The following is a 12,479-nucleotide window of genomic DNA, read 5'->3' as shown; positions in this document are numbered from 1 at the left end:
ACCTTTGATCATGCTGTTCCTTTCCTCATGGGCGGTGAACCGGTGCCGCGGTCCGGGCCAGGAAACCGCGGCGACCGATCAATCAGGCGGCGGGGAGCAGGCCTTTCTGTTTGGCGACATGAGTCGCCAGTGCGTCCATCAGATCCGGGGACAGGCAATCATAGGGCTCCAGGCCGATCGAGCGCAGGCGCTCACGGATAGCCTTCATTTGCGCCGGTGGCGTACCGGTTTCGATCAAGGAAGACACGAACCCCGCGAAGCCTGGTGCAGACCATCCCTTCTGGGGAGAGAGTTCGGTGTGAATGAAGTCCAGGCCATATAACGCATGGTCCTTGTTTTCGATACGCCCGAAGAGATGGGCGTGGCACTGCTTGCAGGCATGGCGTTGGACGGTGGCGGCTTCGTCGACAATCGCCAGTTTTTCGCCGTGGGCAATAATGCTGACCTTATTGCGAGGTACAGCGGCAATGACCGCGAATAACGCATTTTGCGGTTTCCAGCATTTGCTGCAGCCGCACGCGTGGTTGTGCACGGTTTGCGCGTCGATCCTGACTTCGACCTTGTCGGTTGCACACAGGCATTGCAGGGTGCCACCTGTGAAATTGGCGGCGGCGGGTTGGATGCCATTGTCCAGTGCAGGGTGAAGTTTCATGGTGTTCATGCTGGCTTCTCCTTTTCAGTGCTTCAGACAAAAAGAGCCGGCGGTGTACCCAGGGCAGTCGCTGATCCGAACCGATACCGGCTCATGTTCACGGGCCTCATCAGAATATTCCACGTCACCCGACAACGCCTGAATCTCGACAACCGGTAAGGGAGCGCGTCAGGCCATTGTTAGTTGGAACGCCAGCTCCATAATTTCGTTTATGTTGGTTAATTAGTTATGAGCTAATAACCGCAGCCTTATAACGCTTCTCCGTTTTTTACGACGGCTTAGTTATACGGAGCGCACTTATATCTTTATACGAAATGATGATTAGTCATGGGGTGTTTTATGTCTTTATGATCTGTCCCACAACAACTCGTGAGACAGGAGGTAACTCGATGACCATTCAAATCAAACCCGTCGCTGGTCGTATTGGTGCGCAACTGGAGGGAGTCAAACTGGGTGGGAACATCAGTGATGAAACATTCGAATTCATTAACCAGGCACTTCTGAAATATAAAGTCCTGTTCTTTCGCGACCAACACTTGGACGACGCCGAGCACGAAGCTTTTTCCCGGCGTTTCGGTGACCAGGTGCCGCATCCGACCGTGCGTTCCGCCGAGCAAAGTGCCGCTATCCTGCACCTGGACGCCAAGGAAACCCGCGCCAACTCCTGGCATACCGATGTGACCTTTGTTGCCAATTACCCCAAAATATCCATCTTGCGCGGTGTGGTTATTCCACCTTATGGCGGCGACACGGTGTGGGCTAATACCGCAGCGGCCTATGCCGACTTGCCCGAGCCATTGAAACAACTTGCAGATGGCCTCCGCGCGTTGCACACCAACTTATATGACTATGCGGCGCCGCGTAATACCGATGAGTCGGGTTTGAAACGCTACCGCGAACAATTTACCGCCGAAGTCTACGAGACCGAACATCCTTTGGTACGGGTGCATCCGGAGTCGGGTGAAAGAAGTTTGTTGTTGGGGCACTTTGTCAAACACATACAAGGCGTCAGCAATAACGATTCGAAACAACTGATTCGTCTGTTTCACGACCGCATAACCCATGTCGACAACACTGTGCGCTGGCGCTGGCATGAGGGTGACGTGGTGATCTGGGATAACCGCGCCACGCAGCATATAGCGATCAACGACTACGGCGATGCCCGGCGCATCGTGCGCCGGACCACCATCGACGGTGATGTTCCGGTAGGGGTGGACGGTCGCCTCAGCCAGGCGCTCAAGCCAAGCCCGGATACCCGCTCGCCGAAAACCGAAGCCGACAAAAAACACCTCGCCGCCTGACAGCTCGACCCTCATTGCCACAAGGAAGTCTTGTACATGGAACTCAAACGTATCCCTCTGTTTCTCAAAGGCAGTATTGCTGCGGCACTGGCCACGGTTTTTGCAATCCCGTTGGCCCAGGCCGATGTATTGCGCATTGGTGTAGCGACGGCCGGCGGCGGTGACCCGGTAACGTTCAGTGGTTCGCCCCTGGGCATCGTGCGCAATCAACAATTGCTGGAAAAAGCCTTCGCTGGAACCGGGACCGAGGTGCAGTGGTTTTTCTTCAAGGGCGCCGGCCCCGCGGTAAACGAAGCCTTTTCAAACCAGCAACTCGACTTCGCCTACCAGGGCGATCTACCCGCCGTCGTCGGGCGCTCCAACGGACTGGACACCAAACTGCTGGCCGCACTGGGGGTGCGCGCCAATCTTTACCTGGCCGTTCCCAAAGGATCCGATCTCAAAAAAATCGAGGATCTCAAGGGCAAAAAGGTGGCGATCTTCCGTGGAACCAATGGCCATCTGGTGACGATCAACCTGTTGGCGGAGCATGGTCTTACCGAGCGCGATATCAAGGTGATCAACCTCGACACCGGAAGCACTCAGGCAGCCTTGGTATCCAATGGGGTAGATGCCGCATTCGGCGGTCGCGAACTGTTCAAGCTGCGCGACAAAGGCTTGATCGACATCATTTACGACAACCCCACTCAGGATGTGCGCTACACCCGGCAGACCGCCTTGGTGGTTCGGGGTGCCTACGAAAAAGAACATCCGGACAACGTGCAAAAGGTCGTCGATACCCTGGTGGACGCAGCGAAATGGACGTCGCAGGACAGCCATCGTGATGCGGTCTTCGCTGAATGGGCCAAGAGTAATGAACCCGCAGAGTCACTGCGCGCTGACTTTACCGGGGTCAGCATCAGGGACCGGGCCTCGCCTCTGGTCGACAACTTCCTGCTCGGCCGCTATCAGGCTGTGGCGGATCAGGCCAAGGAAGAAAAGCTCATCCGCCGCCCCGTCAGTATCGATGGCTGGTTCGAGACCCGCTATTTGCAACAATCCCTGAAAACCAAGGGCCTCGAGAACTACTGGACGCCCTATGGCCCGGATGGCAAACAGCCGGCCGGCAATGCAGTAGCGGCCGCGACCAGCAAGCAAGGGAGCTAGGCAAATGGCCAGGGCACAGACCGTCAGGATAGAGCAGTACACGGCACCGGCAATCGCGAGCGACAACGTCAAGCGTTTGCCACCGTCACCGACCCGCCCGGTTCGCAAGGTTGAGGTGCCTCGCACGTCCAGGTGGACGTTGAGTCTGGGTGACAAGGCTTTGCCCTGGCTGTTGCCGCTGGTGTTGCTCGGCTTATGGTACCTGGGGGTGGAGCGCGGCTGGCTTTCAGAGCAGGTGCTGCCACCGCCGGCCTACATTTATCAGACCTTGTCGGACCTGGTCACCAGTGGTGATCTTTGGCTGAATGCGTCCGCCAGCCTGCAACGGGTTGTCGTCGGATTTACCTTGGGCGCCTTCATCGGCATGGCGCTGGGGCTGGCCATGGGACTTTTCAGGACGGTAGAGGATTATCTGTTACCCACCTTCAACGCCCTGGTGCAGATCCCGGTACTTGGCTGGTTGCCGTTTGCCTTGCTGCTGTTCGGCATCGGCGAAACGCTCAAGTATGTGCTGATTGCCAAGGCCGCCATGGTGCCGATCACCCTGTGCACCTTGCAGGCTTTCCACCAGGCACCCAAGGGACTGTTGGAAGTCGGCCGGGCCTACGGATTCAGCCGTCGACAAAGCGTCAGCTCCATCATCTTGCCGGCAGCCGTCCCGACGCTGTTCACCGGATTGCGCCTGGGCTTCACCAAAGCCTGGTTATCGCTGGTCGTGGTCGAGTTGGTGGCTTCGAGTGAGGGGCTGGGTTACCTGATAGTCTATGGGCGCCAGCTGTTTCAACTGGACCTGGTGATGGCGGCCGTTGTGGTGGTGGGGGCGCTCGGTCTGGCGATAGACCGCGGTTTCGATTACGTGGAGCGGCGCCTGAATCGTGGTCGTCCAGCGGCCGGGGGGCGCTTGTCATGAGTGCGATCATTGCAGTAGGTCGTGGCAGTCGAAGATATCGTGGTTGGGTCTTGCCAATTGCCGCCATCACCCTGTGGTGGCTGGCTTCGAACCAGGGTTGGAGCCAGTCGGGCCTGTTCGTTTCGCCGGAAAAAGTCGCCGCGACGGCCTGGGATCAAATTGCGTCGGGCAAATTCTGGCGGGCCATTTCCGCCAGCCTGGCGCGCAACCTCAGCGGCTTTTTTATCGGCACCACACTGGGCCTGATACTGGGCTGCCTGCTGGGCCTGTCGCGGCACTTCGAACGTCTTGTAGGTCCGAGTTTCAATACCTTCAAGCAAATCTCTCTGTTCGCCTGGATCCCGCTGATCTCGGTGTGGTTCGGCCTGGGCGACGTGGCCAAGGTGGTGTTCCTGTCACTGGCGGCACTGGTGCCTGTGGTGGTCAATACTTGCGACGGTTTGCGCAACGTCCCGCCCAATCTGTTGGAGGTGGCTCGGGTGTATGGCTTCACCCGCTGGCAAACCATCATCGGGGTGATGTTGCCCGCCGCCTTGCCGTCGATATTCACAGGGCTTTACCTGGCACTGGTCTATTCCTGGCTGGCGACCATCGGCGCCGAATACCTGCTGGTATCGGGGGAGGGGATCGGCAATACGCTCATTGATGGCAGCGAACATTTCATGATGGACCTGGTGTTGTTCGGGATGGTGGTTATCGGCCTGGTGGGCTGGGGCCTCAATGCCCTGGCCCGGACACTCGAGCGGCGGATGCAGCGCCTGTATGGCATCGCTGCTCGTTGATCGGCACTTTCATAAGGATTGCAACATGCTCAATAACAGCCTGACCCTGCAAAACATCAGCAAGCGATTCGCTTCCCGACCGGGCAGTTCGACTCAATTGCAAGTACTCGACAACATCCATCTCGACATCGCACCTGGCGAGTTCATCAGCATCGTCGGCGCCAGTGGTTGCGGCAAATCCACGCTGCTGCGACTGATTCTTGGCCTGGACGAAGAATACGACGGGCGCATCCTGCTCGATGGCAAACCCATCGAAGGCACTGGCCTGGAGCGCGGCATTGTGTTTCAGGATCACCGCTTGTTTCCCTGGCTCAACGTCGAGCAGAACGTTGCTGTCGGGCTGAAGAATTCACCCCTGAGCCCCGGGCAGAAACGCGAGACCGTGCGCGAGCACATCGAACTGGTCGGTCTGCAAGACTTTACCGATGCCTACCCGCATCAGCTATCCGGCGGCATGGCGCAACGCGTGGCCATAGCCCGCGGCCTGGTCAATCGTCCGAGCATCCTGTTACTGGATGAACCGCTGGGTGCCCTCGACGCCTTGACCCGTGCACGCCTGCAGGGCGAACTGCAAAGCATCTGGGCCAAGGAAAAAATCACCATGATCCTGGTGACCCACGATGTTGATGAGGCGGTATTCCTGGGCGATCGCGTGGTGGTGATGCAGCCCAATCCCGGTCGGATCCGACGCATTGTCGACATCGATCTGCCGCGCTCGCGCAACCGCAGTGACAGCCGTTTCATCGCTCTGCGCGACGATGTGCTGAGCGATTTCGCCGAGCTGCACTGAGCCTCTGCACCGTGCGCGATTTGCTGTATTTCAAACACACTTTTTCAAGGAGCGGAAATGTCTGAACGCCAACTCAACCTGAACCTCTTCATCTACCCCAACGGCCATCACGAAGCCGCCTGGCGTCACCCGCAATCGGTGCCGGAATCTTCCATGGATATCGGCTATTACCAGCAACTGGCGTTACGCGCTGAACACGAAAAGCTGGATGCGATTTTCTTCGCTGATTCTCCGTCACTGGCCGAAAGTGGGCGTGAAGGCTTGCGCATTCGTTTCGAACCCATCACCTGGCTGGCGGCAATTGCTGCGGTGACCCAACGCATCGGCCTGATCGCCACGGCCAGCACGACCTACAGCGAACCCTACAACCTGGCCCGTTCGTTCAGTGCGCTGGACCACCTCAGCAAGGGCCGCGCCGGCTGGAACATTGTCACCACGTCCATGGCCGCCGCCGCCGCCAACTTCGGCCTGGACCAACACCCGTCGGCCCATGACCGCTATGCCCAGGCCGAAGAATTCGTGCAGGTGGTCGGTGACCTGTGGGACAGCTGGGAGGACGATGCGCTGGTGCTGGACAAGACCTCAGGGGTGTTTGCCGACAATGACAAGGTGCATACGATCAACCACGTGGGCGCTCACTACAAAGTCAAAGGCCCGTTCAACTCGCCACGCTCGCCTCAAGGGCGACCGGTGCAGGTGCAGGCCGGCTCTTCCGAAGATGGCCGTGATTTCGCCTCCAGGCATGCTGAAGCGATTTTCACCGCGCACCAGACCCTGCAAAGCGCGACCGAATTCGCCAACGATATCCGTGCCCGGGCGAAGGCGGTGGGGCGCGACCCTCGTCAGCTGAAAATCCTCCCGGGCATCAGCCCCTACATCGGCAGCACCGAAGCCGAAGCCCAACGCAAATTCGACGAGCTCAACGAACTGGTGCTGCCGCACATTTCTCTGGGTCAGTTACGCCGCATGCTGGGCGTGGACTTGTCCGGTCAGGACCTGGATGCACCATTCCCGCGCCAGCTGATCAACTTCGACAGCAGCGAAAGCCAGTCCAGCCGCTTCAAGCTGATCATCGACATCGTCGACCGCGAGAAACCGACGTTGCGCCAGCTGATCAATCGCCTGGCCGGTGCGCGCGGGCATTGGGTGCCGGTGGGCACGCCGGTGCAGATTGCCGACCTGATCGAGCAGTGGTTCCGCAGTGGCGCCGCCGACGGTTTCAACGTGATGCCGCCGGCGTTCCCCGAGGGCTTTGAAGTGTTCCTCGATGAAGTGTTGCCGATCCTGCGCAAGCGCGGCCTGTTCCGTCATGAATACGCGGGGAGCACGCTGCGTGAGCACTACGGCCTGAATCGCCCGGCTTCGCGTTTTGCCCTGAAGTCCGCCTGAGCGACTTTCAGGTTTTTCTTCCTGAGGCCAGGCCTGCCGATTGAGGCGAGCCTGGCTGCGGCCCCTCAATGCTCATGGGCATGTGAATGGGTGATCAGGGAATGCGGAACCTTGGTGCGTTCCAGCCCCCCACGGTCCAGCCACCTGAGGGTCTGCTCATAAGCGCGCTGCAACAGAGACTCGGTCTGGGCAAAGTTGAACACCGAGACATCCACGGGGCACAAAGGCGGGACGATGTGCAGGCTGGTGAGGGTGCGGAAGTGTTCGATGTCGCTCACCAACTGACGCATGCTCATCAGGTTGACGGTATGCAAGGCCAGGGCGATCAAACCCCGGGGCGGTTGAGACAGGGCGCAACTCATTCCAGTGGGGACGACCACGACGTTGGTGGCCCCCAGGGCGACGGCCGTTGAAATCGGCGTATTGCTGGCCACGCCACCGTCAATCAGGAACTGATCGGCAATTTGTACGCAGGGGAACACCAACGGGATGGCTGCGCTGGCCAGTAACGCCTGGCTGAGTTCACCCGTGGACAGAACGGTCTCGGCACCGCTGAGCAGGTCGGTGGTGACGATGTGCAGCGGCAGCGTCGCGTCCTCGATACGGTGGATCGGCAGCGCTTGCCCCAGCAGTCGGTTCAAGGCTTGCGGCTGCAACAGAAAACCCCGGCGTTTGATCAGTCCTCTACAGGTATCGAGCCAGGACAGGGGAAAGATGTCCGTTTTACGCAAGCCGCGCCAGAAACCGGCGAGCGCCTCGACGCCTTCGGCATCGGGTCTTGCGGCAAAGTAGGCACCGTTGATGGCGCCCACCGAAGCCCCCACCACCAAGTCGAATCGAACATTGGCCTCGACCAGGGCCCGCAACATGCCAACCTGGACAGCCCCCAGGCTGCCACCGCCAGCGAATACGATTGCAGTTTTGGTCGCCATGCCCGAATTCCCTGTGCAGCCGTGTGTCGAGTCAGTGTAGTTGACCGACCGGCGCTGTTTTCGGGGAACTGCGCCCAAAGCATGCGCAGCTTGAGGTGCTGAATCGACAGCAGGGGCAGGGGGCCTTATTCCGAAAAGGAATTGGATGCGACGGCAGGCGTGCGTCAGCCTCTGGGGCAGGTAGCGGCCGGCGCTGTCAGGCTTGCCACTTGATCGACCATCGTAAACGCGCGTGAGCGCCCAAAGATATCGAGGTAGAGAAATGGCCAAGGCCGCAGATGTCGTTGTGCAATGCCTGGAAAACGAGGGCGTGGAGTTCGTATTCGGCATTCCTGGCGAGGAAAACCTGGACTTGCTGGAGTCCCTGCGAAAATCAACCATCAAGCTGGTACTGACCCGCCACGAGCAGTCCGCCGGTTTCATGGCCGCCACGTACGGCCGGCTCACGGGCAAGACCGGCGTCAGCCTGTCGACGCTCGGCCCCGGCGCGACCAACCTGGTCACGGCCGGTGCGTACGCCTACCTCGGCGGCATGCCGATGCTGATGATCACAGGGCAGAAACCGATCAAGAAGTCCAAGCAGGGCCGTTTCCAGATCCTGGACGTCGTCGGCATGATGCAGCCGCTGACCAAGTACACCCATCAGTTGGCATCTGCCGACAACATTCCTTCGCGCGTACGCGAAGCCTTTCGCCTGGCTGAAGAAGAAAAGCCCGGGGCCGTGCACCTGGAACTGCCTGAAGACATTGCCGCCGAACAGACCGAAAGCATGCCGATCCCGCCGAGCCTGGTCCGTCGCCCCCTGGCCGAGCACAAGTCCATCGAAGGTGCCGTCGAAAAACTCAAGGCCGCCCGCAGCCCGATCCTGGTGATCGGCGCCGGCGCCAATCGAAAAATGACCGCCAAGGTCCTCAAGCAACTGATCGACCAAACCGGCATCCCGTTTGTCACCACGCAAATGGGCAAGGGTGTGGTGGATGAACGCCACCCACGCTTTCTCGGCAACGCCGCACTCTCTGCCGGCGACTTCGTCCACCGCGCGGTCGAGGCCGCCGACCTGATCGTCAACATTGGCCACGACGTGATTGAGAAGCCGCCGTTTTTCATGGTCCGTGGCGGAACCGAAGTGATCCACGTCAACTTCCGTTCTGCAGAAGTCGATCCTGTTTATTTCCCGCAGATCGAAGTGGTGGGCGACATCGCCAACGCCGTGTGGCAGATCGGCGAGGCGCTCAAAACCCAGAAACATTGGGACTTCAGCCGCCTGCTGGCGATCCGCGAAGCCAACGAAGCCCAGATCATCGAGGGCGCGGATGACAACCGCTTCCCGATCTACCCTCAGCGCTTCGTGGCTGATGTGCGTCGCGCCTTGCCATCCGAAGGCATCGTCGCGCTGGACAACGGTATCTACAAAATCTGGTTCGCGCGTAACTACAAGGCCCACAAGCCCAACACCGTGCTGCTGGACAACGCGCTGGCGACCATGGGCGCAGGCCTGCCATCGGCCATGGCCTCACATCTGGTTTACCCGGATCGCCCTGTGGTGGCCGTGTGCGGCGACGGTGGTTTCATGATGAACAGCCAGGAACTGGAAACCGCCGTGCGCCTGAAGATGAACCTGACGGTCATCATCCTGCGCGACGATGGCTACGGCATGATCCGCTGGAAACAGTCGAACATGGGCTTCACCGACTTCGGCCTGGACTATGGCAATCCGGATTTCGTCATGTATGCGCAAAGCTATGGCGCCAACGGCCACCGGGTGGAAAGTGCCGAAGACTTCCTGCCCCTGTTGCAACGCTGCATCAGCGAACCGGGCGTGCACGTGATCGATTGCCCCGTGGACTATTCGGAGAATGATTTCATTCTCAACACTGAGCTCAAGCGAAGAAGCGCGCTGGTCTGATCCATCAAGGCTGGTTTAGTCAAAGTAGCGGTACGGCTGCGTCGTACCGCTCGACCAAGTGATTTCAGCAACTGATTGGCTTGTTGACTGCATTGATTCTGCGTCCGGATTTCGAGCTCAAATTCAAGACGCCGGGCTACCTTCAACGCCCCCTTGCAATTTTATGTAGCGCCACATTCGAATCGTCCCAAGGGTTAAAAGTGGATTTCAGCAGTCTTGAGGCCCAGGTCTCGAAGCTCGGCGATCAAGTCATCCAGATGCCCGAAAGACTCGACCTCTTCGTTGTCATCAACCAGGAAATAACTTCTCCCGGCGTCCTTCTTGAAAAACACAATCCACTCCTTGGGGTTGGTCGGGTTTGCGATCACATGGGTGTCGAAGGACACGCCTTCGGCATGTTTGGTTTTCACAGCTTTACGATTCATGTCTGTCACCACGCTATGCGCGTTCTCAAAATTCTCAATTGGCAGTGCATGCCCGCCCAGCTCCATCTGAGCGTTCACCATAAACATCTCCAGCCACACGAAGCAGTGGAGCCAGGGCATTTCAATTATCACTGTATGTTAATATTATGCACATGCATCCACTGAGGAGCTAGCCGTGATTGCGATAGGTGAGGCGTGGAAGACGGGGCTGTTGGGGCGAGGGCACTGGCTTCGCAATATAGTGTCTGGCGTGATTGTCGGGGTCGTGGCGCTCCCTCTGGCAATGGCGTTTGCCATCGCCTCTGGCGTCAAGCCTGAACAAGGCATCTACACCGCAATCATCGGTGGTCTGCTGGTTTCGCTCTTTGGGGGAAGCCGCTTGCAAATTGCCGGCCCGACAGGTGCGTTCATCGTGATTCTGGCGGGTGTCACCGCCGAGCATGGTGTTGACGGCCTGCAGATCGCCACGATGATGGCGGGGGCCATGCTGTTATTGCTGGGGATGGCCCGGCTCGGTGCAATCATCAAGTTTATTCCCGATCCGGTGATCGTCGGATTCACTGCGGGCATCGGCGTGATCATATGGGTCGGGCAGTGGAGAGACTTTTTCGGTTTACCGAAGGTCAGTGGAGAACACTTCCATGAAAAGCTCTGGCATCTGCTCCAGGCCCTGCCGGGTCTTCATATCGCCACAACCCTGTTGGCGGTGATCAGCCTTTTCCTGGTCATAAGCGCATCCAGAATTCCCGGACTCAAACGGATACCTGGCCCGCTGATCGCCATGGCCGTCGCTACCGCGATACAGTCAACCTTTCACTTCGAGGGGGTCGCCACCATTGGCAGTGCATTTGGCGGCATACCTCAAGGTCTGCCAGCGATGAGCCTGCCTGAAATCACGCTGTCGCGTGTCATCGATTTGATTGGTCCGGCGTTCACGATCGCCATGCTGGGAGCCATCGAATCACTGCTGTCGGCGATGGTGGCCGATGGCATGGCAGGTACCAAGCATGATTCCAACCAGGAGCTGATCGGTCAGGGTGTGGCCAACCTGGTCACGCCCTTGTTTGGCGGCTTTGCCGCTACCGGGGCCATTGCCCGCACGGCAACCAATATCCGCAATGGCGGCACAAGCCCGCTGGCCGGCATTACGCACGCCGTCACCCTGGTGCTTATTATTCTGTTTCTGGCACCTCTGGCCTCAAACATCCCGCTGTGCGCCCTGGCCGCTATTCTTTTCGTGGTCGCGTACAACATGAGCGAGTTGAAGCATTTCAAGCGCATGGTCCAGCGAGCCCCGCGCGCAGACGTATCGATCCTGCTCATCACCTTCAGCCTCACCGTGTTCAGCGACCTGGTGATTGCCGTGAATATCGGCGTCATTCTGGCGATGCTGCACTTCATGCGCCGCATGGCCTCATCCGTGGAGGTGCAACAGGTCGTCGAGCACGAGCTGGAAGAAGAGCTAAGGGCCAACGGGCATGCTCGCCTGCCGCCCGGGACATTGATTTATACGATTGAAGGGCCGTTGTTCTTTGGCGCGGCCGAGACTTTCGAGCGAGTCCTGGCTCAGACCCATACCGACCCACGTCTGCTGATTATCCGTTTGAAGCGCGTCCCATTCATGGATATTACAGGCTTACAGGTGCTGGAGGAGGTCATCCAGCAGTTGCACAAGCGGCATATCGTGGTGAAACTTTGCGAGGCGAATACGAAAGTGCGTAACAAGCTCGAAAGGGTGGGGATCTTGCAAGAAATCGGCACGGAGCATTACCACACCGACTTCAACACCGCGCTGGCTGAAGCGGTCAGTCTCGCAGAGGAGACATCGACTCTTTAGAGGCTGACGGTCCGTGCCGGGTTATGGCTTGGTGCTGGTGGCGTGCTTGCTTTTGGTCGAATAGCTGGCGCCGTGGGCGTCCAGGTAGTCACGAATCAGCTGGCGGACCACCTGCGAAGGCGTCAAATCCTGTGCTGCACAGAGCTCCTCGAACGCTTTTTTCTTGATGGGATCAATGAGCACAGTGAGGCGCGCAGTCTTGCTTTCCATGGGGTATTCAATCACTCAATCGCTAGATGTTAATCAAATTGTAATTGCCTTGTCCGGTGCTGTCACTGTTACGACCGTGGGTCGTTCGGCCGGTCGATTGTGATCAGTCATGTGCGACCGGGAAAGACTTCAGGGCTATCCTGAGTCTTTGAGACTGAGCACTGTTGTGATCTTGTGTCCCGAGGCAGGCAGAACCGCG

Annotated in this window: 12 protein-coding genes; 8 read left to right on the top strand and 4 right to left on the bottom strand. The window is 58.7% G+C overall.

The annotated features are described in order from the left end of the window. Nucleotides 1–82: 82 nt before the first annotated feature. Nucleotides 83–661: an S-(hydroxymethyl)glutathione synthase gene (gene gfa / locus ACW9HW_RS05795; protein ID WP_095194298.1), complete on the bottom strand. Its 579-nt coding sequence runs from the start codon at nucleotides 659–661 to the stop codon at nucleotides 83–85. A gap of 380 nt (nucleotides 662–1,041) precedes the next feature. Here gfa and ACW9HW_RS05790 point away from each other — a divergent pair, with 380 nt between their 5' ends. Genes ACW9HW_RS05790 through ACW9HW_RS05765 form a run of 6 tightly spaced genes read left to right on the top strand, consistent with a single transcriptional unit; the run spans nucleotide 1,042 to nucleotide 6,970 of the window. Further along, nucleotides 1,042–1,953 carry a TauD/TfdA dioxygenase family protein gene (locus tag ACW9HW_RS05790; RefSeq protein WP_457398875.1) on the top strand — a complete coding sequence of 304 codons (912 nt, stop codon included), beginning with the start codon at nucleotides 1,042–1,044 and terminating at the stop codon, nucleotides 1,951–1,953. 36 nt (nucleotides 1,954–1,989) lie between these two features. Further along, nucleotides 1,990–3,099: an ABC transporter substrate-binding protein gene (locus ACW9HW_RS05785; protein WP_457398873.1), complete on the top strand. Its 1,110-nt coding sequence runs from the start codon at nucleotides 1,990–1,992 to the stop codon at nucleotides 3,097–3,099. A gap of 4 nt (nucleotides 3,100–3,103) precedes the next feature. Next, nucleotides 3,104–4,009, top strand: a complete 906-nt coding sequence (locus ACW9HW_RS05780) for an ABC transporter permease (RefSeq protein ID WP_457398871.1) — start codon at nucleotides 3,104–3,106, stop codon at nucleotides 4,007–4,009. Beyond that, the gene (locus tag ACW9HW_RS05775) at nucleotides 4,006–4,791 is read left to right on the top strand and encodes an ABC transporter permease (protein ID WP_457398869.1); all 786 of its coding nucleotides are present in this window, start codon (nucleotides 4,006–4,008) and stop codon (nucleotides 4,789–4,791) included. The genes ACW9HW_RS05780 and ACW9HW_RS05775 overlap by 4 nt, the downstream gene beginning before the upstream one ends. Nucleotides 4,792–4,816: 25 nt before the next feature. Beyond that, the gene (locus ACW9HW_RS05770; RefSeq protein ID WP_457398867.1) at nucleotides 4,817–5,581 is read left to right on the top strand and encodes an ABC transporter ATP-binding protein; all 765 of its coding nucleotides are present in this window, start codon (nucleotides 4,817–4,819) and stop codon (nucleotides 5,579–5,581) included. Nucleotides 5,582–5,638: 57 nt separating this feature from the next. Further along, a complete protein-coding gene (locus ACW9HW_RS05765; RefSeq protein WP_095194304.1) occupies nucleotides 5,639–6,970 on the top strand; it encodes an LLM class flavin-dependent oxidoreductase in 1,332 nt (443 codons plus the stop codon). 65 nt (nucleotides 6,971–7,035) lie between these two features. Here the strand turns inward: ACW9HW_RS05765 and ACW9HW_RS05760 are convergent, their stop codons facing one another. Next, complete coding sequence (locus ACW9HW_RS05760) at nucleotides 7,036–7,902, bottom strand: patatin-like phospholipase family protein (protein WP_457398865.1); 867 nt, start codon at nucleotides 7,900–7,902, stop codon at nucleotides 7,036–7,038. Nucleotides 7,903–8,164: 262 nt separating this feature from the next. Here ACW9HW_RS05760 and ACW9HW_RS05755 point away from each other — a divergent pair, with 262 nt between their 5' ends. Continuing rightward, nucleotides 8,165–9,808, top strand: a complete 1,644-nt coding sequence (locus ACW9HW_RS05755) for an acetolactate synthase large subunit (protein WP_137807966.1) — start codon at nucleotides 8,165–8,167, stop codon at nucleotides 9,806–9,808. A 194-nt stretch (nucleotides 9,809–10,002) separates the two neighbouring features. Here ACW9HW_RS05755 and ACW9HW_RS05750 read toward each other — a convergent pair whose 3' ends face one another. Further along, on the bottom strand, nucleotides 10,003–10,233 hold the full coding sequence (locus tag ACW9HW_RS05750) for a hypothetical protein (RefSeq protein ID WP_095194359.1): 231 nt from the start codon (nucleotides 10,231–10,233) through the stop codon (nucleotides 10,003–10,005). Nucleotides 10,234–10,408: 175 nt separating this feature from the next. Between ACW9HW_RS05750 and ACW9HW_RS05745 the strand changes: the two genes are divergently transcribed. Continuing rightward, complete coding sequence (locus ACW9HW_RS05745) at nucleotides 10,409–12,070, top strand: SulP family inorganic anion transporter (RefSeq protein WP_457398863.1); 1,662 nt, start codon at nucleotides 10,409–10,411, stop codon at nucleotides 12,068–12,070. A 21-nt stretch (nucleotides 12,071–12,091) separates the two neighbouring features. Here the strand turns inward: ACW9HW_RS05745 and ACW9HW_RS05740 are convergent, their stop codons facing one another. Beyond that, the gene (locus tag ACW9HW_RS05740; protein WP_095194320.1) at nucleotides 12,092–12,280 is read right to left on the bottom strand and encodes a ribbon-helix-helix protein, CopG family; all 189 of its coding nucleotides are present in this window, start codon (nucleotides 12,278–12,280) and stop codon (nucleotides 12,092–12,094) included. Between the last annotated feature and the right edge of the window lie 199 nt (nucleotides 12,281–12,479).

This window comes from Pseudomonas sp. SDO5532_S415 (assembly GCF_054071155.1).
Note: the sequence above shows the minus strand (reverse complement) of the source record. Positions and strands in the feature narration are given on the sequence as shown.